General features: G+C 66.8%; 20 protein-coding genes. 12 read left to right on the forward strand and 8 right to left on the reverse strand.

What is annotated here, in order from left to right; translation table 11 throughout:
• The first annotated feature begins 116 nt into the window (after positions 1–116).
• The 4 genes from RHOOR92_RS0116520 to coaE all read left to right on the forward strand — a co-directional run bounded on the left by RHOOR92_RS0116520 (position 117) and on the right by coaE (position 3,424).
• The gene (locus RHOOR92_RS0116520) at positions 117–1,388 is read left to right on the forward strand and encodes a type II secretion system F family protein (protein ID WP_027490752.1); all 1,272 of its coding nucleotides are present in this window, start codon (positions 117–119) and stop codon (positions 1,386–1,388) included.
• Between the two features lie 148 nt (positions 1,389–1,536).
• Positions 1,537–1,935: an endonuclease domain-containing protein gene (locus RHOOR92_RS0116525; protein WP_008438584.1), complete on the forward strand. Its 399-nt coding sequence runs from the start codon at positions 1,537–1,539 to the stop codon at positions 1,933–1,935.
• A 14-nt stretch (positions 1,936–1,949) separates the two neighbouring features.
• A complete protein-coding gene (locus RHOOR92_RS0116530; RefSeq protein WP_027490753.1) occupies positions 1,950–2,807 on the forward strand; it encodes an A24 family peptidase in 858 nt (285 codons plus the stop codon).
• The gene (gene coaE / locus RHOOR92_RS0116535) at positions 2,804–3,424 is read left to right on the forward strand and encodes a dephospho-CoA kinase (protein ID WP_027490754.1); all 621 of its coding nucleotides are present in this window, start codon (positions 2,804–2,806) and stop codon (positions 3,422–3,424) included. Before RHOOR92_RS0116530 ends, coaE begins: the two co-directional genes overlap by 4 nt.
• A gap of 136 nt (positions 3,425–3,560) precedes the next feature.
• Here the strand turns inward: coaE and RHOOR92_RS0116540 are convergent, their stop codons facing one another.
• From RHOOR92_RS0116540 to RHOOR92_RS0116550, 3 genes are all read right to left on the reverse strand, one after another.
• Positions 3,561–3,977: an NUDIX domain-containing protein gene (locus RHOOR92_RS0116540; RefSeq protein WP_027490755.1), complete on the reverse strand. Its 417-nt coding sequence runs from the start codon at positions 3,975–3,977 to the stop codon at positions 3,561–3,563.
• Positions 3,977–4,465 carry a dihydrofolate reductase gene (locus tag RHOOR92_RS0116545; RefSeq protein ID WP_015447031.1) on the reverse strand — a complete coding sequence of 163 codons (489 nt, stop codon included), beginning with the start codon at positions 4,463–4,465 and terminating at the stop codon, positions 3,977–3,979. The genes RHOOR92_RS0116540 and RHOOR92_RS0116545 overlap by 1 nt, the downstream gene beginning before the upstream one ends.
• A gap of 126 nt (positions 4,466–4,591) precedes the next feature.
• The gene (locus RHOOR92_RS0116550) at positions 4,592–5,386 is read right to left on the reverse strand and encodes a thymidylate synthase (RefSeq protein ID WP_027490756.1); all 795 of its coding nucleotides are present in this window, start codon (positions 5,384–5,386) and stop codon (positions 4,592–4,594) included.
• A 92-nt stretch (positions 5,387–5,478) separates the two neighbouring features.
• Here RHOOR92_RS0116550 and RHOOR92_RS0116555 point away from each other — a divergent pair, with 92 nt between their 5' ends.
• Positions 5,479–6,492, forward strand: coding sequence for a TIGR00266 family protein (locus tag RHOOR92_RS0116555; RefSeq protein WP_027490757.1), 1,014 nt, complete (start codon positions 5,479–5,481; stop codon positions 6,490–6,492).
• 90 nt (positions 6,493–6,582) lie between these two features.
• On the opposite strand, the gene lgt is transcribed toward RHOOR92_RS0116555, so the two are convergent.
• Complete coding sequence (gene lgt, locus RHOOR92_RS0116560) at positions 6,583–7,401, reverse strand: prolipoprotein diacylglyceryl transferase (protein WP_027490758.1); 819 nt, start codon at positions 7,399–7,401, stop codon at positions 6,583–6,585.
• Between the two features lie 226 nt (positions 7,402–7,627).
• Between lgt and RHOOR92_RS0116565 the strand changes: the two genes are divergently transcribed.
• From RHOOR92_RS0116565 to RHOOR92_RS0116575, 3 genes are all read left to right on the forward strand, one after another.
• Positions 7,628–9,598, forward strand: coding sequence for a S9 family peptidase (locus RHOOR92_RS0116565; RefSeq protein ID WP_027490759.1), 1,971 nt, complete (start codon positions 7,628–7,630; stop codon positions 9,596–9,598).
• A gap of 31 nt (positions 9,599–9,629) precedes the next feature.
• Complete coding sequence (locus RHOOR92_RS0116570; RefSeq protein WP_027490760.1) at positions 9,630–11,621, forward strand: prolyl oligopeptidase family serine peptidase; 1,992 nt, start codon at positions 9,630–9,632, stop codon at positions 11,619–11,621.
• Between the two features lie 284 nt (positions 11,622–11,905).
• Positions 11,906–14,767: a TonB-dependent receptor gene (locus tag RHOOR92_RS0116575; RefSeq protein ID WP_037115659.1), complete on the forward strand. Its 2,862-nt coding sequence runs from the start codon at positions 11,906–11,908 to the stop codon at positions 14,765–14,767.
• 132 nt (positions 14,768–14,899) lie between these two features.
• Here RHOOR92_RS0116575 and RHOOR92_RS0116580 read toward each other — a convergent pair whose 3' ends face one another.
• The 4 genes from RHOOR92_RS0116580 to RHOOR92_RS0116595 form a co-directional block, all read right to left on the reverse strand.
• Positions 14,900–15,403, reverse strand: coding sequence for a TPM domain-containing protein (locus RHOOR92_RS0116580; protein WP_007506979.1), 504 nt, complete (start codon positions 15,401–15,403; stop codon positions 14,900–14,902).
• A complete protein-coding gene (locus RHOOR92_RS0116585) occupies positions 15,403–16,281 on the reverse strand; it encodes a TPM domain-containing protein (protein WP_027490762.1) in 879 nt (292 codons plus the stop codon). The genes RHOOR92_RS0116580 and RHOOR92_RS0116585 overlap by 1 nt, the downstream gene beginning before the upstream one ends.
• Positions 16,281–16,898, reverse strand: a complete 618-nt coding sequence (locus RHOOR92_RS0116590) for a LemA family protein (protein ID WP_007506983.1) — start codon at positions 16,896–16,898, stop codon at positions 16,281–16,283. Before RHOOR92_RS0116590 ends, RHOOR92_RS0116585 begins: the two co-directional genes overlap by 1 nt.
• 84 nt (positions 16,899–16,982) lie before the next feature.
• Positions 16,983–17,357 carry a diacylglycerol kinase gene (locus RHOOR92_RS0116595; RefSeq protein ID WP_027490763.1) on the reverse strand — a complete coding sequence of 125 codons (375 nt, stop codon included), beginning with the start codon at positions 17,355–17,357 and terminating at the stop codon, positions 16,983–16,985.
• A gap of 272 nt (positions 17,358–17,629) precedes the next feature.
• On the opposite strand from RHOOR92_RS0116595, the gene RHOOR92_RS0116600 reads away from it, so the two are divergent.
• The 4 genes from RHOOR92_RS0116600 (at position 17,630) to RHOOR92_RS0116615 (ending at position 23,577) form a co-directional block, all read left to right on the forward strand.
• Positions 17,630–19,180 (forward strand): oligopeptide:H+ symporter, encoded by a 1,551-nt coding sequence (locus tag RHOOR92_RS0116600; RefSeq protein ID WP_027490764.1) that lies wholly within the window; start codon positions 17,630–17,632, stop codon positions 19,178–19,180.
• A 64-nt stretch (positions 19,181–19,244) separates the two neighbouring features.
• On the forward strand, positions 19,245–20,519 hold the full coding sequence (locus RHOOR92_RS0116605) for an ATP-binding protein (RefSeq protein WP_007506990.1): 1,275 nt from the start codon (positions 19,245–19,247) through the stop codon (positions 20,517–20,519).
• Positions 20,520–20,591: 72 nt separating this feature from the next.
• Positions 20,592–21,179 (forward strand): response regulator transcription factor, encoded by a 588-nt coding sequence (locus RHOOR92_RS0116610; protein WP_007506991.1) that lies wholly within the window; start codon positions 20,592–20,594, stop codon positions 21,177–21,179.
• Between the two features lie 142 nt (positions 21,180–21,321).
• Positions 21,322–23,577, forward strand: coding sequence for a TonB-dependent receptor (locus RHOOR92_RS0116615; protein WP_027490765.1), 2,256 nt, complete (start codon positions 21,322–21,324; stop codon positions 23,575–23,577).
• Positions 23,578–23,584: the final 7 nt, after the last annotated feature.

Below are 23,584 nucleotides of genomic sequence, written 5' to 3' on the forward strand. Positions count from 1 at the left end.
CCGAACTTGCGTCCGACGCCACGGTTTGACGCCGCAAAAATGGCATAAGCTGCACAAATACTGTCTGCCGCCCGCATAGGGCGGCTCCGGGACTGGTCCACTGGGGGAAGATGCGCATGGCCACGGCTACCGCAACGAACATCAACAAGGCGCGCGAGCTCGGGGCCCAGCGCGCCGAAGTCAGCAAGCTGACCACCTACGAGTGGGTGGCGCTGGACAAGCGCGGCAAGCGCATGAAAGGCGACATGCCGGCGAAGAACGCCTCGCTGGTCAAGGCCGAACTGCGCCGCCAGGGCATGAACCCGCAGACCGTGCGCGAGCGCGCCAAGCCGCTGTTCGGCGCCACCGGCAGCACGGTCAAGCCGGGCGACGTGGCCGTGTTCAGCCGCCAGATCGCCACCATGATGGCCTCCGGCGTGCCGATGGTGCAGTCCTTCGACATCATCGCCGACGGCCAGAAGAACATCCGTTTCAAGAACATCCTGCTCGACGTGAAGCAGAACATCGAGGGCGGCGCGGCGCTGCACGAGGCGCTGGCGCGCTACCCGGTGCAGTTCGACGAGCTGTATTGCAACCTGGTGCACGCCGGCGAGACCTCCGGCGTGCTGGATACCGTGCTGGACACCGTGGCCACCTACAAGGAGCGCACGGAAGCGATCAAGAAGAAGATCAAGAAGGCGCTGTTCTACCCGATGATGGTGCTGGTGGTGGTGTTCCTGGTCTGCCTGATCATGCTGTTGTTCGTGGTGCCGGTGTTCGCCAAGACCTTCCAGGATGCCGGCGCGCAGCTGCCGGCGCCGACCCAGTTGCTGGTCAGTGCCTCGGAGTTCATGCAGAGCTACTGGCTGTTGGTGGTCGGCGTGACCGTGGGCGGCGTGGTCGCGCTGGTCGTCGCCAAGAAGCGCTCGGTGAAGTTCGCCCACTTCCTCGACCGCATGGCGCTGAAGATGCCGGTGATGGGCAACATCGTGCGCAACTCGGCGATCGCCCGCTTCGCCCGCACCCTGGGCGTGACGTTCCGCGCCGGCGTGCCGCTGGTCGAGGCGCTGGACGCGGTGGCCGGCGCCACCGGCAGCGTGGTCTACGGCGATGCCGTGAAGCAGATGCGCGAGGACATCTCGGTCGGCCACCAGCTGCAGCTGGCGATGAAACAGACCAACCTGTTCCCGAACATGGTGGTGCAGATGACCGCGATCGGCGAAGAATCCGGCTCGCTGGACAACATGTTGTTCAAGGTTGCCGAGTTCTACGAGGAGGAAGTCAGCAACGCCGTCGACACCCTGTCCACCCTGCTCGAACCGATCATCATGGTGGTGCTGGGCACCCTGGTCGGCGGCATGGTGATCGCGCTGTACCTGCCGATCTTCAAGCTCGCCGGCACGTTCTGATTCCTGACGTTGCTGATGCTTGGGGAATCGAGCATCGCGGCAACCCCGCACCCTCTCCCTAAGGGAGAGGGGCTTTCAGAAAACCCGCACCTGCTTTGGAGCCCCTCTCCCCTCGGGAGAGGGGTGGGGGAGAGGGTACGATCGAGCGATGAACCCCAAGCCACCGCTACCCACGCACACGCTCAATACGGCGAAGTCGCTGCGAACCTCCGGCACCGACGCAGAGCACGAGCTGTGGTACCACCTGCGTGCCCGGCGCCTGGATGGACTCAAGTTCCGCCGCCAACATCCCATGCCGCCCTACGTCGCGGACTTTTACTGCGATGAGCTCAAGTTGGTCATCGAGCTGGACGGTTCACAGCACGATGAGCAAAGCGACTCGATCCGTACACAGGCACTGCAGCGCCAGGGCCTGTTTGTGCTGAGATTCTGGGACAATCAGGTATTGCAGGAAACCGGAGCAGTGCTTGAGGCGATCTTGAATTTCGCTCGGCACCGCACCCTCTCCCCCACCCCCACCCCTCTCCCGACGGGAGAGGGGCTTTAGAGCAAGGCCGACGCATGCCCGAACTTCCCCTTGCCCTGTGGATCGCCCTGGCCGGTGTGCTCGGCCTGCTGGTGGGCAGCTTTCTCAACGTGGTGATCCTGCGCCTGCCAGCGCGCATGGCGGCAGCGTGGCGGCAGGAGGCGTGGGATGTGCTGGAGCTCCAGGCTGACGCCGTGCCGCTGCCGCCGGGTATCGTGCGCGAGCCGTCGCATTGCCCGCACTGCAAGCACCCGTTGTCAGCGCTGGACAACATTCCGCTGCTTGGCTGGCTGCTGCTGCGCGGGCGCTGCCGCTACTGCCGGGCGGAGATTTCGATCCAGTACCCGTTGGTGGAACTGCTCAGCGGCGTGCTGAGCGCGGTGATCGTGTGGAAATTCGGGCCGTCATGGGCGGCGCTGGCGGGGCTGGCGCTGACCTGGACGCTGATCGCGCTGTCCGGCATCGACTTCCGCACCCAGTTGTTGCCCGACCAGCTCACCCTGCCGCTGCTGTGGCTGGGCCTGCTGCTGTCGCTGCTGCCGATGTTCGTCACCGCGCCGGCGTCGATCCTGGCCGCCGCGATCGGCTACCTCAGCCTGTGGAGCGTGTACTGGGCGTTCAAGCTGCTCACCGGCAAGGAAGGCATGGGCCATGGCGATTTCAAGCTGCTCGCCGCGCTGGGCGCATGGATGGGGCCGGTGGCGCTGCTGCCGGTCATCCTGCTGTCGTCGCTGATCGGCGCGCTGGTCGGCGGCACCCTGATCGCGCTGCGCAAGCATGAGCGCGAGATTCCGATGCCGTTCGGCCCGTTCATCGCCGCCGCCGGCTGGGTCTGGTTCGTGGCCGGCGCGGACCTGCTGCAGGGTTACATGCAACTGACCGGCCTGCGGTGAACGCGCGGCCACGCGCGCTGGTGATTGCCCTGACCGGTGGCGTGGCCGCCGGCAAGACGGCGGTGACGCGGCGCTTCGAGGCGCTGGGCGTGCATGTGCACGACGCCGACGTGGCCGCCCGCGAGGTGATCGAGCCGGGCACGTCGGGGCTGGCTGCGGTAGTCGACGCGTTCGGCGCCGGGGTGCTGGACGATGCGGGCCGGCTGGATCGCGCGGCGATGCGCCGTCACGTATTCGCCGACCCGACGGCACGAAAAACGCTGGAAGCCATCATCCACCCGCGCGTGCGCCAATGGCTGCACGAGCGCGCGCTGGCCGAACGCGGGCCGTATTGCCTGCTGGCGATTCCGCTGCTGGCCGAGAACATCGAGCACTATCGCTGGGTCGACCGCGTGCTGCTGATCGACGCTCCCGAAGCGGTGCAGCTCGCGCGCCTGATCGAGCGCGACGGCATCGACGAAACCCTCGCCAGCCGCATGCTGGCGCACCAGGCCAGCCGCGCCGAGCGCCTGGCCGTGGCCGATGACGTGATCGAGAACAGCGGCGACGAAAGTGCGCTGGACCAGGCCGTCGCCGACCTGCACCGACGCTACCTGGCCCTGGCGCCCGCCCGGTAGGAGCCCGCTCGCGGGCGATGCTTTGAAGGCCGGGATGACCAGACGTTCGTCTGTTGAAAGCCGGGATTCAGGATTCGGGACTCGCGAAAGCAGGAGCAAGAGCAAGAGCATCGCCCGCGAGCGGGCTCCTACAGGGTCAGGTGTCGCGCATGTCGAGCAGGGCTTGCAGGACCGGCCGATCCGCCGGGGTGAGGATCGCCATGTCCACCAGGCTGGGGAACTGCCATTGCAACGTCTGCCCTTCCAGCGGGCGCGGCTCGCCGGCCCACGCATCGACCCGCCAGGCATCGAGCAGCAGCTCACGCTCGCCATAGTTCCATGGCAGTGCGACCAGCGGTTCGGCGTGTTGCAGCGTGACGCCCAGCTCCTCGCGCAGTTCGCGCGCCAGCGCCGCCACCGGCGCCTCGCCCGGTTCGCGCTTGCCGCCGGGAAACTCCCACAGCCCGGCCAGATGCTTGCCGGGCGGACGCTGCGCCAGCAGCACGCGGCCGTCGGCATCCAGCAGCAGCCCGGCCATCACGTGCATGACCGCGCACGACACGGAAGCAGGCATCAGGCGCTGCGCAGGTATTCGACCATGTCGAAGTCGTAGGCGTGCTCTGCATCGGCCTTGTGGTGCACGCGGGAAACCTCGGTCCACTCGCTGAAGTGCACGCCGGGGAAGAACGCGTCGGCGCCGTCGATCGCAGCGGCCACCCAGGTGAGGTACATGCGGCGCGCGCGCGGCAGCGCTTCGGCGAACACCATGCTGCCGCCGATCACGATCAGGCCGGTGTTGTCGCAACGCGCCTGCGCCTCCTCGATCGAGCGCACGGTGATCTGCCCCGGATACGGCGCCTCGTGACGGCGCGTCAGCACCAGGTTGACCCGGTCCGGCAACGCGCGGCCGATCGACAGCGCGGTGTTGTAGCCCATCAGCACATTCTTGCCGGTGGTCAGCTGCTTGAACCAGCGCAGGTCATCGGGCAGGTGCCAGGGCAACTGGCCCTTGCGGCCGATCGCGAAGTTTTCGTCGAGTGCGGCAATCAGCGAAATGGCCATGGCAAATCCTTGGAAGGCTGGATGGTCAGTGGGACGGCCGGCGCCCGCGAGCGGCGCCGCCGATGACGCCCGATCTTAACAGGCGGCAACGCCGAGATGCCGGCCTCGCAGATTCCTGCGCCGCGGCTACACGGCCACGGCGGCCTTGATCGCCGGATGCGACTGATAGCCCTCGATCGCGATGTCCTCATAGCGGAAATCGAAGACCGAGCGCACCGCGGGATCGAGCTGCAGCCGCGGCAGCGGCAACGGCTCGCGGGTCAGCTGCAGGCGCGCCTGTTCGCGGTGGTTGTTGTACAGGTGGGCATCGCCCAGCGTGTGCACGAAGTCGCCCACGCCCAGGCCGCAGACTTGCGCGATCAGGTGGGTGAGCAGCGCGTAGCTGGCGATGTTGAACGGCACGCCGAGGAAGATGTCGCCGGAGCGCTGGTACAGCTGGCAGCTGAGTTTTCCGTCCGCCACGTAGAACTGGAACATGGTGTGACAGGGCATCAGCGCCATCTTCGGCAACTCGCCCACGTTCCAGGCACTGACGATCAGCCGCCGCGAGTCCGGGTTGCGCCGGATCTCCTCGACCACCCAGGCGATCTGATCGACCGCACCGCCGTCGGCGGTGGGCCACGCGCGCCACTGCCGGCCGTAGACCGGGCCAAGCTCGCCGTTCGCATCGGCCCACTCGTCCCAGATGCGTACGCCGTGTTCTTTCAGGTAGGCGATGTTGGTGTCGCCGCCCAGGAACCAGATCAGCTCGTGCACGATCGACTTCACGTGCAGCTTCTTGGTGGTGACCAGCGGAAAGCCTTCGTTGAGGTCGAAGCGCATCTGCCAGCCGAACACGCTCTTCGTGCCGGTGCCGGTGCGGTCGGTCTTTTCGGTGCCGTGGTCGAGGACGTGGCGGAGCAGGTCGAGATAGGCGCGCATCGGAGGATTCTAGCCCGTGGGGCATGACAACGGTCACTCCCGCAGCGCACTTTCCCGGCCTAGACTCGGGCCTTTCCAGCAGGAGATGAACCATGGCGCAGTGGTTTTTCAGTTACGGCAAGAACACCGACCGGATCGGCCCGCTCGACGACGCCGCGGCGCGGGCGCAGGCACAGCGCCAGCCGGACGGCTATTGCTGGCGCGAAGGTTTCACCGAATGGAAGCCGATCCGCAGCGTGGCCGAATTCGGCGGCACGCCGCTGGCGCCGCCGCCGATCCCGCCGGCGATGGGTGGCGGCCGCGCCGACGAGATCGACTACCGCATCGTCGGCACCGACATGCAGTTCGTCGAGATCGAGCTGGACCCCGGCGAAAGCGCGATCGCCGAGGCTGGCGCGCTGATGTACAAGGAAGCCGCGGTGCAGATGGACACCGTATTCGGCGACGGCTCCAGCGGCGGCCAGAGCGGCGGCGGCCTGATGGACAAGCTGCTCTCCGCCGGCAAGCGCGTGATCACCGGCGAGAGCCTGTTCACCACGGTGTTCACCCACGCTGGCAGTGGCAAGGCCAAGGTGGCGTTCGCCGCGCCCTACCCCGGCACGGTGATGGCGATGAAGCTGTCCGACCACGGCGGCCGGCTGATCTGCCAGAAGGATGCGTTCCTGGCCGGCGCGCGCGGCGTGCAGCTGGGCATCTTCTTCCAGCGCAAGATCCTCACCGGCCTGTTCGGCGGCGAGGGCTTCATCATGCAGAAGCTCGAAGGCGACGGCTGGGTGTTCGTGCACGCCGGCGGCACCGTGGTGCAGCGTGAGCTGAAGGCCGGCGAGCGGCTGGACGTGGACACCGGCTGCGTGGTCGCCTTCCACGACACGGTGAGCATGGACGTGAAGCCCGTCGGCGGCATCAAGAGCATGTTGTTCGGCGGCGAAGGCGTGTTCCTGGCCACGCTGACCGGGCCGGGCACGGTGTGGCTGCAGTCGCTGCCGTTCTCGCGCATGGCCGGGCGCATGCTGGCGGCGGCGCCGCAGGGCGGTGGCCAGCGCCGCGGCGAAGGATCGATTCTCGGCGGCCTGGGCGACATCCTCGGCGGCGACCGCAACTTCTGACCGCCCGGCGTTGTAGGAGCCCGCCTGCGGGCGATGCTTTCGATGTATAGCGAGAAGAGCATCGCCCGCGAGCGGGCTCCTACGAAGAACTCAGCCGCGCGCAGCCAGCGGCAGCGTGGGTGCGCGACGCGACATCGCCAGCAGTACCAGCCCGACTGCGATCAGCGGCAGCGACTGCATCTGTCCCATCGTCACCCACTGGGTACCGAACAGGTAACCGAGCTGCGCATCGGGCACGCGCACGAACTCCACCGCGAAGCGAAAGCAGCCGTACAGCAGCGCAAACAGGCCGGATACGAGGTAACGCGGCCGCGGCTTCAGCGAGACCAGCCACAGCACCACGAACATCAGCACGCCCTCCAGCAGCATCTCGTACAGCTGCGAGGGATGCCGCGGCAGCCGGTCCGGCGCCTGCGGAAAGATCATCGCCCACGACACGTCGCTGGGCTTGCCCCACAGCTCGCCATTGATGAAGTTGCCGAGCCGGCCCAGGCCCAGCCCGAGCGGCACCAGCGGCGCCACGAAGTCGATGGTGTCGAAGAAGTGCAGCTTCTGCTTGCGCGACCACCACCAGCCCGCGGCCAGCACGCCGAGCAGGCCGCCGTGGAAGCTCATGCCGCCATCCCACACCTTGAACAGGGTCTGCGGCGCGGTCCAGATCCAGTCGATGTCGACGTAGAACAGCATGTACCACACACGCCCGCCCACGATCACGCCGAGCATGCCGTAGAACAGCAGGTCGCCCAGCGCATCGCGGCTGACCGGCAGGCGCCCCTGCCGTCGACGGTATTCGCCCAGCACCGCCACGAAGAAAAAGCCGAGCAGGTACATCAGGCCGTACCAGTGCACCTGGATCGGGCCGAGGTGGAAGGCGACGGGATCGAAATCGACGACGTAAGGCTGGGACATGGCGACCGCGCTGACAGGCAAAGGTCAAGTGTAGCGGGACGCCGGAACGGGCGGCGGCCTCTTCCGTCACGGCTTTCGCAACCACTAGAATCCCCGCTGATCGTCCGCACTGGGGAGTTTGGACGAGGATCGCGCATCCGCCCCGCCGGGGGATGTCCGCATCCAGCCCGACCACCTTGCTCCAGGCGGCCGGACTTATTGCATGGAGCTTCAGGGGAGAAAACCGATGTCTTGCTGTCTTGCGCGGACCATGCTGTCCGCTGCCTGTCTGTTGTTGCCCGCCGCGGCCGTAGCGGCCGATCTGGTACCGGTGGAGGACTTCGCGCGTCACCCGCTGTTGACGATGCCGCGGCTCTCGCCGAATGGGCAGTACCTCGCCGTGAACATGAATGACCCCGGTGGCGATTCGCACATGCTGGCCGTCTACAAGGTGGACGACATGAAGCAGCCGGTGAGCATGCTGCGCCTGCCGAAATACGAGATTGCCGCCGATATCACCTGGGTCAGCAATACCCGGCTGGTAGTGGACAAAGGCAAGATGTACGGCTCGATCGACAAGCCTTTCCTGACCGGTGAAGTCATCGCCACCGATCTGGACGGCAGGAATCAGGACTATCTCTACGGCCGCGACAGCCTGAGGTACGGCTCGCGTGCCGCCACGCGTGGCACCGATCGGGGATGGGGCTTCGTCGAAAGCAAGCCACTGCCAGCCAATGGCCACTTCTACATGAGCACGCAGAGTTGGGAGAACACCGGTACCAGCACGCTGTACGACGTTGACGCAGGCAAGAACACCCGTCATCTGATCGGCCAGATCAGCGTCGGCGGCATGAGTTTCATGGTCGGTGCCGATGGCAAGGCCCACTTTGCTTACGGGCGCAACGACAACTACGACTACGTCGTCTACCAGCAGCAGGCAGCAGGCTGGGCCAAGATGACACCCGCCCAGGTTGGCGGCAGCTTCACACCGATCTTTTTCACCCCGGACAAACAAGGGATCTACGCCGAGTACAACGCTGGCGGCGGTCCGACTGTGCTGGTGGCACAGGACGAGAACGGCGACAACCGCAAGGTGCTCGCCAGCGACGGCTTCAGCAGCATCGGCGATATCGAATGGACGGCTTGGCCGTACCAGCCGTTCGCCACGGCACCGGCCACCGGCGTGCCCAAGGTCAGTTACCTCGATCCGAACCTGCCCATGGCAAAACTGCATCGCGCGTTGAGCCTGAAATTCCCCGGCGACTACGTCCACTTCATCGACTCCAGCGAGGATGGCGGCAAGGTGCTGTTCGAGGTCAGCAGTGACCGCGATCCGGGAACCTACTACCTGATCGATACGCACCACTACAAGGTGCTCAAGCTGTTCGCCACGGCGCCGTGGATCGATCCAGCCAGGATGGCCGAGCGTCGTCCGCTGCACTTCAAGGCCAGCGACGGCATGGAGCTGGAAGCGATCCTGACGATTCCGAAGGGCGCCAGCCAGACCAACCTGCCAATGATCCTGCTGCCGCACGGTGGCCCGATCGGCGTGCAGGACGACTGGTCTTACGACAACGGCGCCCAGTTCCTCGCCAGTCGTGGCTATCTCGTGCTGCAGGTGAATTACCGCGGATCCAGCGGCCGCGGTGAGGACTTCAAGGAGGCCGGTTACCTGAAATGGGGCACCCGCATCCAGCAGGACCTGATCGACGGCGTGAAGTGGGCGATCGCTGAGAAGTATGCCGACCCGCAGCGCATCTGCGTCTACGGCGGCAGCTTCGGCGGCTACTCGGCGATGATGACCACGATCCGTGCGCCGGGCCTGTTCAAGTGCGCGGTGGGCTACGCCGGCATCTACGACCTGAAGATGATGTACAAGAAAGGCGATGTCCGCGAAAGCAAGTCAGGCCGCAGCTACCTGAACACGGTCATCGGCAAGGACGACGCCGACCTCGACGCCAACTCGCCCGACAAGCTGGCCGACAAGATCGACGTACCGGTGCTGCTGGTCCACGGCGAAGACGACAAGCGTGCGCCGTTCGCGCAGGCCAAGGCGATGCGCGCCGCGCTCGACGCCGCGCACAAGCCGTACGAGTGGCTGAGCAAGCCGGGCGAGGGCCACGGCTTCTACGACGAGAAGAACACCATCGAGTTCTACAACCGGCTGCAGGCTTTCCTGGAGAAAAACATCGGCCCCGGCGCGTCAGGGACGCGATAGTCATCGGACAGAACCTTGCCAAGGAGCAACCATGATCATCAAGCATATCCATCGGCTGATACTGTGCGCGGCATTCGTCCTGCTCGCGCCCGTGGCCGCCCACACCAGCGAAATTCCCTACCGGGATTTCGCGCGGCACCCGCCACTGACCCATCCGGTGATTTCGCCCGACGGCAAGCACCTGGCCGTGTCGGTCCACAACGAAGATGGCAGCTACCAGCTCGGCGTGCTGGCGCTGCCGGACCTGAAGCCGGTCAGTCGCCTGAACATGGCCCCGCGCACCCTGCCCATCGGCATCACCTGGGTCAGCAACACGCGCCTGGTGATGGGGCTGGGCGAGGAAAGCGGCACGCTCGAGGCGCCGCAGGGCACCGGTGAGGTGGTGGCTGTCGACTTCGACGGCTCGCACAAGCGCGTGCTCTACAGCTGGCGCGTGCGCGACACCAAGGGCACGAACATGAACATCCTGAGCATGGTACGCGGTGCCGGCTTCATCGCCGGCACGCCGCACCAGCTCAACGGCCATGTCTACATCAGCGTCAGCCCGTTCCGCACGCATGCCAGCAGCGGCTCCCGCGACAGCGGCCAGAGCCTGATCTACGACGTCGAGACCGACAGCGGCCACGCCACGCTGATGGGCCGGATCGACGAGGCCGGCATGAGCTTCGTGCTGCACGACGACGTGGCCCGCTTCGCCTACGGCAGCAACCAGGACGACCCCTACCGCATCGACGTCTACCGCCGCGAGAATGCCGACAGCCCGTGGCAGAAGCTCCCGGCCAGCATCACCGGCAAGCACCTGGTGCCGATCCACATCAGCGCCGACGGCAAACACCTCTACTCGCTGTACAGCGCCGACGGCGGCCCCGACCAGCTGGTGGTGAGCAACCTCGACGGCAGCGCGCGCAAGGTGCTGGTCGGCGACGATTTCGCCGCGGTGGACGACGTGCTGTGGACGCCCTATCCGTACCAGCCCTACGGCGTGGTGTTCGGTGCCGGCAAACCACGTATCCAGTACCTCGACGACAGCATCTACACGCAGATCAGCCAGGCTCTCGCGGCCAAGTTCCCGGACGAGTTCCTCACCGTCGCCAGCGCCAGCCAGGACGGCATGCAGCTGATCATCGGCGCGCACAGCGACCGCGACCCCGGCACCTACGCACTGTTCGATCGCAGCAGCATGAACCTGCAGCCGCTGTTCCGCAGCCAGCCGTGGATCGACCCGCAGCAGATGGTGCCGCGCCAGCCGATCAACTTCACCGCCAGCGACGGCACCCGGCTGGCCGGCTTCCTGACCATGCCGGCCAACAGCGCCGGCAAGCCGATGCCGCTGGTGCTGCTGCCGCATGGCGGGCCGATCGGCGTGGCCGACTCGTGGGGCTATGACCCCTGGTCGCAGTTCCTGGCCAATCGCGGCTATGCGGTGCTGCAGGTCAACTACCGCGGCTCGGGCGGCCGCGGCACCGACTTCGAGCACTCCGGCTACAAGCAATTCGGCAGCGGCATCCAGCAGGACCTGATCGACGGCGTGAACTGGGCGATCAGGCAGGGCTACGCCGACGCGCGGCGCGTGTGCGTGTTCGGCGCCAGCTTCGGCGGCTACTCCTCGCTGATGGCGCCGATCCGTGCACCGGGCATGTTCAAGTGCGCGGTGGACTACGCCGGCGTATCGGACTACGCCATCGAGCTGCATCGCAGCGACACCCGCCGCTCGGCCGGCGGCCGCAACTACTTCATGCAGGCCATCGGCACCGACGACGACACCATCCGCGCGATCTCGCCGATTTATCACCTGGACAAGTTCAACATCCCGGTGCTGATCATCCACGGCAAGGACGACCCGCGCGTACCCTACGAGAACGCCACCGAACTGCGTGCGGCGCTGGACAAGGCCGGCAAGCCGTACGAATGGCTGGTGCGCGACAAGGAGCAGCACGGCTTCTACAGCGAGGAAAACAACATCGCCTTCTATGAGGCACTGCAGGCCTTCCTCGACAGGCACATCGGCAAGGGCGCGCACTGACGCAAGCCCGCGCCTCGCCGGCCATCCGAAAAGCCGCCTTCGAGCAAGGCGGCTTTTTTTGCACCCGCACCACCGCCGGAGAAGCCCCGACCAAGCGGCCAAAACCGCTCGGCGAAGGGCATCTGCAAATTGTTGCGGGCACGTGAACCTTACGTTATGGTCGAGACCGTGCGCGCCTGCCCGGTCTCGGGCATGGCGTCACAAAAGGACGGCGGAGGAAATCCCGCCAAATACCTGCGCCTGGGGAGGCCGCAGGCATTTCTGCCACACAAAAGGGGAAATTCATGCACCGCAAGCTTCTTGCAGGCGCCATCTGCGCCTCGCTGTCACTGCCGTTGTGGGCAAGCTCCGCGCACGCGCAAAACCAGGCCGACAGTCAAGCCGACCAAGCCACTACACAGGCCAGCCAGCAGGACACCAAGGCCGACAAGAAAGAGGCCACCAAGCTGCAAGGCATCCAGGTAACCGGCTCGCTGCTGCCGCGCGCACAGATCGAAACGGCCACGCCGACCATCCAGATCACCGCCGAACAGATCACCAAGCAAGGCTTCACCACTGTCGCCGAGGCCTTGCAGGCGCTACCGCAAGCCACCGGCTCGGTGCAGGGCGCGCAGTTCTCCGGCGGCTTCACCCAGGGTGCGCAGACGATCAGCCTGCTCGGCCTCGATCCCGGCTTCACGCTGTTCCTGATCGACGGCAAGCCGATGGCCGACTACCCCCTGCTGTACAACGGCTCGGGCAACTTCGTGGACATCGCCACCATCCCGATGGCGATGGTCGACCACATCGACATCGTGCCGGGCAACCAGTCCGCGATCTACGGCTCCAGCGCGATCGCCGGCGTGGTCAACATCATCCTCAAGCAGCACGTCGAAGGCGTCACCATGAATCTGCGCGGCGGCGGCTTCAGCGAGGGCGGCGGCGGCAGCCAGCGCTTCCAGCTGACCGGTGGCCACGACTGGGAGAAGGCCAAGCTGACCTACAGCGTGGAGCTGCGCAACCAGCGCCCGATCTACCGCTACCAGCGCCGCTGGTTCGACTCCAACAATGACCGCCCCGGCTTGCCGGCCGGCGCATCGCGCCCGGCCCTGGACTACCTGCTGCAGGATCTGTTCCACAGCCAGATCGGCACCGACCGCTTCTTCGTGCCGGGCGGGCAGGCCAGCTGCGACCGCGTCGCTGCCGGCTTCGGCAACACCACGGTGTACGCCACCGACGCGGCCGGCCGCGGCCACTTCTGCGGCAGCCCGAACTCGCCGGCCTACTCCACCATCATGAACGGCTCGAAGGCAGGTACCGGCTACCTGAACTTCTCCTACGACATCACGCCGAGCGCCCAGTTCTACGCGAACGCGCTCTACAACGTGACCAAGTCCGACTACTACGTCGGCTCCAACTACACCTGGTGGGGCTCGGGCGTGGACCTCGGCCCAATCTACGCCAACAATGTCGACAACGGCTCGGCGCTGGACGGCCCCGGCACGTTTGTCTCGACCCAGTACACCATCGACAGCTCGGCCGCCGGCATCGGCAACCTCGCCAACGAGAAGGACCTCAATCGCTCCTACGTGGCCAACATGGGTTTCCGCGGCACGTTCGGCGACTCCGACTGGGGCTACGACGCCTACTACCACCGCTCCGACAACGTGATCACCACCCGCCAGTTGCACCTGGTGGCCAACAAGGTCGACAACTACTTCCTCGGCGACCAGGTGGGCTGGGATCCGGTGTTCGATGCCTACCCGGCATACAACCTGAATCTCGATCGTTTCTACTCGCTCATGTCGCCGGCAACCTATCGCTCGCTGAGCGAACAGATTCGTACGCGTTCGCACACGTACACCCAGGAAGTGACCGGCACGGTTACCAACACCAATCTGTTCGATCTACCCGGCGGCTCCGCCGGCCTCGCCGTACTGCTGCAGTACGGCGACCAGAAATGGGAGAACCCCACCGACCAGCGCCTGATCGACGGCTACTTCTGGGGACTGACCGGCACCCAGGGCACCGGCAAGCGTGATCGCTACGCCGCCGCCACGGAGTTGAGCCTGCCCATTACCAGTTGGCTGACCGCCAGCACCTCGCTGCGCTACGACACCTACAAGGCCGCCGGCCGCACGGATTCCAAGGTCACCTACAAGGCCGGCCTGGAACTGCGCCCGATCGACACGCTCCTGATCCGCGGCACCTACGCCACCGCTTTCCGTGCTCCGGACATGGCGGGCCTGTTCCAGGGAGAGAGCGGCTTCTACACCAACGTGGTCGATTACTACCGCTGCCGCCTGGCCAACGGCGACAACTTCGACGTCGACACCTGCAGCTACAACAACGAGCAGGTATTCGGCACGCAGGCCGGCAACAAGGACTTGAAGAACATCACCGCCAAGTCGCTGACCGGCGGCATCGTCTGGTCGCCATCGGACAAGTTCAACATCCACGCCGACTACTACCGGATCACCATCAGCGACGAAGTGTCCCAGCGCAGCATCAACGGCATCATGTCGCTGGAGGCGGACTGCCGGATCGGCCATACCGTGGGCGGCTCGCCGGTGGACATCAACTCGCCCCGCTGCGTCGAGGCGCTGGCTCTGGTCGACCGCAACAACCCGTCCAATCCGCTGCAGTCCGGCATCAACAGCGTCCACACCTATCCGATCAATATTTCCAACGAACGGGTTACCGGCATCACCGCCGGCGCCCAGTACCGCTGGGATGCGGGTCAGGCGGGCGACTTCACGTTCGGCGCCGATTACAACGTCACCCTGGACCACACCTATCGCCAGTATCCCGGCGATCCGACCCTCGATCTGCTGACCTACCGCACCTTCCCGCGCGAGTTCAAGCATCGCGAGAGCGCCACCATCAACTGGAGCAAGGGACCGCTGAGCGCGACCTTGTACGGTCTGCGGGAGGGGCCGACGATGAACTTCAAGCAGACGGGTACGGTCGGCCCGCGAATCACCTACAACGCCAGCGTGGCGCTGCAGGTCAACGACGAGGTCAAGGTATCGCTGATCTCCAACAACCTGCTCAACAAGCGGCCGCCGCGCGACAGCACCTACACCTCGTACCCGTACTACGACGGCTTCAACTACAACGGCTACGGTCGCTCGATCTTCGCCGAGCTGGAGTGGAAGATGTTCTAGGCATCGCGACGTGGACCAAGGGGCCGGCATCTGCCGGCCCTTTTTTTTGTGCGGCATCCATCAGGGTCGACCGACGCCCGGCCTGCTCCCGCGGAACGCTGAGCAGTGTGCATGCGACACGCCCGGCAGGTATCAGAGCAGTACCGGCTGATCCGGCAGTTCGTCGCGGCGGGGCCCGCCGTCGCCGGGGAAATGCCGTTCCAGCAAGGCGTTGGCAGCGGCAATGCCGTCGAGACTGCCGGTGCGCCATTGCCCGGCGGCGTAGCTTTCGCGCATGCGGGCGCAGACCGCCGCCCATTCGTGCGCCGCCACCTTCGCCGCGATGCCGCGGTCGGCGACGATCTCGATGCGATGCTCGGCCATCAGCACGTAGAACAACACGCCGCTGTTGTGTTCGGTGTCCCATACGCGCAACTGGGCGAATACCTGGCGCGCGCGGGCCGCGGCGTCGAGGCCCTCCAGCACGGCCAGCGGTGCCAGCCGCGATTCGACCGCGAAGCGGATCTCGCCCAGGTGGTGGCGTTCGCCGGCGGCAATCGCCGCGGCCATCTCGTCCAGCAGTGCGGGCGGAAAGCGCCGCGACAGCTGGAACCAGCTACCGCATAGATTCGCCCACAATCGCCGCATGCGCGCCATCACCAGCTCCCCGAAGAACCGCCGCCGCCGAAGCTGCCGCCGCCGCCGCTGAAGCCGCCGCCGCCGAAACTTCCGCCGCCGCTGCCGCCACCCCAGCCGCCTCCACCGAAGCCGCCCCAGCCACCGCCGCCGATCGAGCGGCCGGCGCCGCCGGGCAGCAGCATCAGCACGCCGCCGACCAGCGCGCCGAGGATGCCGGCGCCCATCGAGATCAGCAGCCACAGCAAGCCGCCGACCAGCACGGCGCCCAGCGGCCCCCTGACCAGCGCCGGAGTGCGGCCGAAGATGCCGCGCAGGAACAGTGCCACGAACACGGCGATCATCAGGCCGCTCTGCAGATCGAGGCCGGGGCGGCCACGCTCGGGAGCGCCTTGCACCGGCGGCGGCAGCGCTTCGCCGTTGATCAGCTGGGTCAATGCACCGACCGCGTCGCTGATGCCGCCGAAGTAATCGTTGCTGCGGAACTTCGGGGCGATGTATTCGCGAATGATCCGCGCGGTGGCCGCATCGGGAATCGCGCCTTCCAGGCCGTAACCCACCTCGATGCGTACATGCCGATCGTCTTTCGCAATCAGCAGCAGCACGCCGTCGTCGGTACCCTTGCGGCCCACCTTGTTCGCCTCGGCCACTGCCAGCGAATAGCTCTCGATGTCCTGCTCGCCGGTGCTGCCGACCATCAGCACCACCAGTTGCGCGCCCTTGGCCTGTTCCAGCGCCACCAGCTGTGCGTCGAGCTGGTCGACCTGCTGCGCGCTCAGCGTACCGGTGAGATCGGTGACGTGCCGTGCCAGCTTCGGCACGGCAGCGGCCGCGTGCAGCAGCACCGGCAGCAGCAGCGCCAGCAGCAGCCAGCGGCGCGGGAAGCGCCCGGGCATCATCAATGCGTCGCGGCAGGCGCCGGCGCGGTGGTGCCGAAATCCACCTTCGGCGCGGTGGAGATCGCCTGTTCGTTCTCGACCGTGAAGTTCGGCTTGACCTGGTAGCCGAAGATCTTCGCGGTCATGTTGTTCGGGAAGGTGCGGATCATCGCGTTGTATGCCTGCACCGCCTGCACGTAGCGGTTGCGCGCCACGGTGACCCGGTTCTCGGTGCCTTCCAGTTGCGCCTGCAGGTTCTGGAACAGGCCGTCGGCCTTCAGCTGCGGGTAGTTCTCGCTGACCACCATCAGCCGCGACAGCGCACTGCCCAGCTCGCCCTGCGCGGCCTGGAACTGCTTGAGCTTCTGCGGATCGTTCAGCGAATCGGCGTTGACCTGCAGGCTGCCGACCCTGGCGCGCGCCTCGGTGACCTCGGTGAACACCTTCTCTTCGTGCTGGGCGTAGCCCTTGACCGTGTTGACCAGGTTCGGCACCAGGTCGGCGCGGCGCTGGTACTGGTTCAGCACCTCGGACCAGGCCGCCTTGACTGCCTCGTCCTGCTTCTGGATGGCGTTGTAGCCGCAGCCGCCGAGGCCGAAGGCGAGCAGCAACAGCACGAGGTTGCGCAGAAGTTTCATGGCATCGCTCCGATCCGGTGGAAGGCCATTCCATCATCCCATGCCGCTTGCCGCAATCGTGTCAGCACGGGGTGAACGCGCGCGCTAACCGAACAGGCGCGGACCGAGGATCAAGCCCCAGCTCAGCACCACCAGCACCAGCAGCACGAACACCGCGGCCGAACCCATGTCCTTGGCCCGTCCGGCCAGCTCGTTGAACTCCGGGCTGACCTTGTCGACTACCGCCTCGATCGCCGAATTGAGCAGCTCGGCCGACAACACCAGCATCGGCGCCAGGATCAGCGCGAATTTCTCCAGCCCGCCATGGCCCAGCCACAGGCCGAGCGGGATCAGCACCACCGCCAGGCACGCTTCCAGCCGGAACGAGGCCTCGTGCCGCCAGCCGGCCCGCAGCCCCTTCATCGACCACAGAAACGCGTTCCAGACCTGTTTCGGGCCGCGAAAACCCTCGGCGGCCATCAGCGGCGCCGCCCGGCCGACCGCAAGCGCCGCGGCGGTATCAATGCGATGGACATGGACGGCAAGACTCCCTGGAACAGGCCGGTTCGAGCGGCCGATGATGCCACAAGCGCCGGCAGCGGGCGCCCGCCGCAGCTTCGGTGTCTTGCCGCAGTGCAGCTACGCCCTGATGGCGAATGGGTTACGCTTCGTCGGTTGTGGTCCGTCCATGGGCCGCATGGCACTGGCGCGTGCCCGCATGCGCCACGGTTCGAATCTCGTACGGAAAACCTATGGCAACCCAGAACCCGCCCGTCTCGCAGACGCGCTCATTCAGCACCGTCTTCCTGATCGAAATGTGGGAGCGCTTCGGCTTCTACGGCATGCAGGTGTTGATGGTCACCTACATGGTAAAGAAGCTCGGCTTTGAAGACAGCAAGGCCAACCTGATCTGGGGCGCCGCCGCGGCGCTGATCTACGCCACGCCGGCGATCGGCGGCTGGGTCGGCGACAAGCTGATCGGCACCCGCCGCACCATGCTGCTCGGCGCCGTGGTGCTGACGCTGGGCTACGCGATGCTGTGGATTCCGACCAACAACGCCTATTTCCTGTACGTCGCGCTCGGCGTGATCATCGTCGGCAACGGCTTCTTCAAGCCGAACGCCGGCAACCTGGTGCGCAAGATCTACGAGGGCGACGACACCAAGATCGACAGCGCGTTCACCATCTACTACATGGCGGTGAACATCGGCTCGACCATCTCGATGCTGCTGACGCCGTGGATCCGCGACTACGTGGGCGCCAAATACGGCGACGCCTGGGGCTGGCACACCGCGTTCGGCGTCTGCGCGGTCGGCCTGGTGCTCGGCCTGGTCAACTACACGCTGATGCACCGCACGCTGGCGCACATCGGCTCGCCGGCCGACGACAAGCCGGTCGACGTCAAGCGCCTCGGCACCGTGCTGCTGGCCGCGATCGGCATGGTGTTCGTCTCCGCCTTCATCCTGCAGGACCAGACGGTCGCCCAATGGTGCGTGTACGCCGCCGGCGTGGTGATCCTGGGCATCTTCGTGCACCTGATCCGCAGCAGTGAGCCGCACGAGCGGGCCGGCCTGGTCGCCGCGCTGGTGCTGACCGTGCAGACGATCTTCTTCTTCATCTTCTACCAGCAGATGTCGACCTCGCTGAACCTGTTCGCCCAGCGCAACGTCGACCTCTCGTTCGGCCTGTTCGGCCTGCATCTGTTCAACTGGATTCCCGAGCAGTTCCAGTCGCTCAACGCGATCTGGATCGTGCTGCTGAGCCCGGTGCTGGTGCTCGCCTACAACACCATGGGCAAGGTCGGCAAGAATCCGTCGGTGGCGGCCAAGTTCGCCTGGGGCTTCGCCGCCGTGGCGATCGGCTTCTTCATCTACGGCGTCGGTGCCCGCTTCGCGGTGAACGGCCAGGTTTCGTCGTGGATCATGGTGTGGGGCTACGGCCTGTATTCGCTGGGCGAGCTGCTGGTGTCGGGCCTCGGCCTGGCGATGATCGCGCGCTACGTGCCGGCGCGCATGGGCGGCTTCATGATGGGCGCCTACTATGTGGCCTCGGGCATCTCGCAGTACCTGGGTAGCGTGGTGGCCAACTTCGCCAGCATCCCGACCGACATCAAGGATCCGCTGGTGTCGCTGCCGATCTATACCGCGCTGTTCAACAAGCTCGGCTTCGCCGGCGTGGCCTGCACGGTGATCGCGCTGGCGATGCTGCCGCTGATGAAGAAGCTGTCGAGCAGCCATTCCGACTCCGTCGCCAACAACCCGCTGCCGCCCGTGCGCAGCGAGGAATTCAACACGCCGACGTGAGCCGCCGTGCCCGTCGCGCACGGCGCGGCGGGCACGCCGTTTTCAGCAAGCCCGGAAGATCGCCATGCCGCACCGATCCACCCAACGCATCGGCCTGTTTGCGCTGACGCGCACGCTGGCCTGGCTGCGGATCTGCGCCATCGCCGGCCAGAGCGCCGCCGTGCTGGTGTGCGCCTGGTGGATGCAGCTGGCCATTCCGCTGCTGCCGCTGCTGCTCGGCATCGGCCTGCTCGCGGTGTTCTCGGTGTTCGCCGCGTGGCGGCTGACCCAGCCGTGGCCGCTGCGCGAATGGGAGGCGGTCGGCCACATCGCCTTCGACACGCTGGTGCTGGGCTACCTGCTGTACTTCACCGGCGGCGCCAGCAACCCTTTCATCACCCTGCTGCTGGTGCCGATCGCGCTCAGCGCGGCGGCGCTGCCCGGCCGGGCGGTACTGACGGTGGCCGCGCTGGCCGGCGTCGCCTACGTGAGCCTGCTCTACTCGTACGTGCCGCTGCCGCTGCCGATGGCCGCCGATTCGCCCAGCCGGTTCACGCTGCACGTGGTCGGCATGGGCGTGAACTTCGTGATCATGGCGCTGCTGCTGAGTTTCTTCATCAGCCGACTGGCGCATGTCCTGCGCCTGCAGCAGCTCGAAGTGCAGCGCGTGCGCGAACGCGCGCTGCGCGACGAGGGCATCCTGGCCATCGCCACCCAGGCCGCCGGTGCGGCGCACGAGCTCAACACGCCGCTGTCCACCATGCGCACCCTGCTGCCCGAACTGCGCCGCGAGCATGCCGACGACGAGACGCTGGCCGAGGACCTGGCGCTGCTGGAGAGCCAGGTCGACCGCTGCCGCACGATCCTTCGCGAGATGGTCGCCTTCGGTAAGGCGCAGCTGTCGCAGGAGCCGGAACGGCTCACGGTGGCGGTGTTCATCCACGGCTGCCTGGAGCGCTTCCAGTTGCTGCGGCCGGAAGCCGAAGTGACCCTGCCGCTGGACGAGGACGTCGCCCGGATCGTGCTGCGGACCCCGCCAGGCCTGCGTCACGCGCTGCTCAACCTGCTCAACAACGCCGCCGACGCTTCGGCCATCAACCATTCCAACGCGGTGGCGCTGCACGTCTCGCGCGACGGCGAGTGGCTGCAGCTGAGCGTGCGCGACCACGGCCCCGGCTTCGACACCGAAGGCGAGCTGACCCTGCTTGGCTACTCGCGGAAGCAGACCGGGCTGGGCATCGGCCTGGCCCTGGCCGAAGCCACGGCCGAGCGGCTCAACGGCGAGCTGATTGCCAGCAATACCGCGCGCGGCGCCGAGGTCTGTCTGCGCCTGCCACTGGCGGTGATCGCCGAGAGATAACCTGCCGGACGTGCAAGTGCCGCCGCTTCCGGCAAGAATGGGCGCCTGATCCACTTCCAGGAAACACCGCCGATGACCGAGTTGCCTCATGCCGCCACGGCCCGCCCGCTGCTGCTGGTCGACGACGACACCACCTTCCTGCGTGTGCTGGCGCGCGCGCTCGGCTCGCGCGGCTTCGAAGTCATCACCGCCAGCAACTTCGAGGAGGCGCGGGCGCTGACGCGGCGGCACAGCCCGCGCTACTGCGTGCTCGACTTGAAGTTGGGCGAGGAGAACGGCCTGCGCCTGATTCCCGAGCTGCACACTCTGGTGCCGGACCTCCGCGTGCTGCTGCTGACCGGCTACGCCTCGATCGCCACCGCGGTGGAGGCGATCAAGCGCGGCGCCCACGACTATCTGGCCAAGCCGGTCGACGCCGACGCCGTGGTGCGCGCCCTGCTCGACGGCGACAACGAGAGCGACAGCGACGGCGACCTGCCGGACGCGCCCGAACAGCCGCTGGCGCTGCGCCGGCTGGAATGGGAGCACATCCAGCGCGTGCTGACCGAATGCGACGGCAACATCTCCGAGACCGCCCGCCGCCTCGGCATGCACCGCCGCACCCTGCAGCGCAAGCTGAGCAAGCACCCGGTACGCGAACGCCCCGACCGGGAAGACTAGACCGCATTCGCAGGAGCGCGCCGGGCACCTTTCGCCGTGCCCATGCGTCCCATCGCCGCCCTCGCTGCGACAACGCGCCATCTGTCGCGCGCACGGCAGCGGACTATCCTTGCAACCCTAGACCCCCATCCAGAGTGTCGTCTTGAACACCCTACCCCTCGGCCTTTGTGCAGTCGCACTCGCCGTGTCCGCCAGCTCGCTGCTGGCCGCCGATGAACCCGCCCCCGCCACCACCCTCGCCCCGATCTCGGTACACGCCAGCGACACCATGGTGATGGAAACGCCCAGCGTGCAGGTCCGCCTAAAACGGGAAAAGCTGCAGCAGCAGAACCTCACCGAAAGCGCCGACGCACTCAAGTACGCACCGAACATGATGGTGCGCAAGCGCTACATCGGCGATCCGAACGCGGTGATCAGCGGCCGCAACGCGGGCACCCTGCAGAGCGCGCGCAGCCTGGTCTACGCCGACGGCCTGCTGCTCTCCAACCTGATGACCAACGGCTGGGACGGCGCGCCGCGCTGGGGCATGGTGGCGCCCGAGGAAATCGGCGCCGTCGACATCCTCTATGGACCGTATTCCGCGCTGTACCCGGGCAACTCGCTGGGCAGCACCGTGCTGGTCCACACCGTGCTGCCGCAGCAGCTGACGGCCAGCGTGAGCACCCAGTTCTTCAGCCAGGATTACCGCGACGCGTACGGCGCCGGCGGCCACTACAACGGCCATCAGGCTGCCGCCACGCTGGGCGACAAACAGGGGCGCTTCAGCTGGCTGCTGGAATTCAGCCGGCTCGACAACCATGGCCAGCCGATGCAATACGCCACCGCGAAGGCCGGCGGCAATGCGGCCGCGGCGGTGCCGGTCAGCGGCGCCGTACCGGACCGCAACCCGAACGGCTCGCCGCGGCTGGTGTACGGCGCCAACAGCATCGAACACACGGTGCAGGACCAGGCGAAGCTGAAGGTCGGCGTGGACATCAACGAACAGGTTGCCGCGCTGTTCACCGTAGGCTGGTGGCACAATCGCGCCGAGGATCGCACCCGCAGCCTGATCCGCGATGCTGCCGGCCACCCGGTCACCGGCGGCGCGATCAGCGCGGCCGGACAGACCTGGACCCTGCCGGCCAGCGGCCTGGCGCCCTCCTCGGCCAGCGACACCCACCTGCTGTACGGCGTCGAGTTGAACGGCCACCTCGACAACGGCTGGCGCTGGACCGCGGTGGCCAGCCACTACGACTTCCTGCGCTCGCAGGCGGCCACCGCCAACCTGGCCGAACCCGGCGTGCCCACGGGCGGGCCCGGCACGATCGCCGACAAGGCCGGTTCCGGCTGGGACACGCTGGACCTGCGCAGTTCCGGGCCGCTCGGCGAGCGCCACATGCTGTACGCCGGCGCGCATGGCGACCGCTACGTACTGGACAGCCGCGTGCGCAGCGCCAGCGACTGGCGCGGCGATGCCGACGGTGCGCAGGTCAGCGCGTTCGCCGGCCGCACGCAGACCCGCGCGCTGTACCTGCAGGACGTGTGGAGCTTCGCCGACGCCTGGGCGCTGACCGTGGGCGGCCGGCTGGAGCAATGGCGCGCCTACGGCGGCCTGCGCGCGAATGCGGTCAACGCCGTGCATTACGCCGATCGCCGGCGCACCGACTTCTCGCCCAAGGCGGCGCTGAGCTGGGACCTCGCCGACGGCTGGGAGCTGCGCCTGGCCCACGGCAAGGCGGTGCGCTACCCGACCGTGACCGAACTGTTCCAAGGCAGCCTGTCGGCCAACGCGATCGTCAACAACAATCCCGCGCTGAAGCCCGAGACCGACGAGTCCACCGACCTCACCCTGACCCGCCACCTGGCGCACGGCCACTGGCGCGTCTCGCTGTACCAGGACCGCATCGCCGATTCGCTGTACTCGCAGACCGACATCACCGTCACCCCCACCGTCACCAGCGTGCAGAACATCGACAGGATGCGCAGCCGCGGCATCGAGGGCGAGCTTGCCCTCACCGACCTCTGGCTGGATGGCCTCGACCTGCAGGCCAGCCTCGCCTTCAACCATGCGAAGACGCTTGAGGACCGCCAGTACCCGCTGGCCAACGGCAAGACCTTCCCGCGCATTCCGAAAGTCCGCGCCAGCGTGTTCGCCGACTACCGCTTCGCGCCGCAATGGGATGCCTCGCTCGGCATCCGCCACTCCGGCCGCCAGTACGGCACGCTGGACAACAGCGACTACGTGGACGGCTACGGCGCGGTGAGCCGCTTCACCGTGGCCGACGCGAAGCTGCGCTGGAAGTTCGCGCCAGGCTGGACCGCCGCGCTCGGCGTCGACAACCTCACCAACGAGCAGTACTGGGTCTACCATCCCTACGCCGGCCGTACCTGGTTCGGCGAGCTGCACTGGGAGCTGTGAGGAACCG

The organism is Rhodanobacter sp. OR92 (genome assembly GCF_000427545.1).
Taxonomy (GTDB): Bacteria; Pseudomonadota; Gammaproteobacteria; order Xanthomonadales; family Rhodanobacteraceae; genus Rhodanobacter; species Rhodanobacter denitrificans.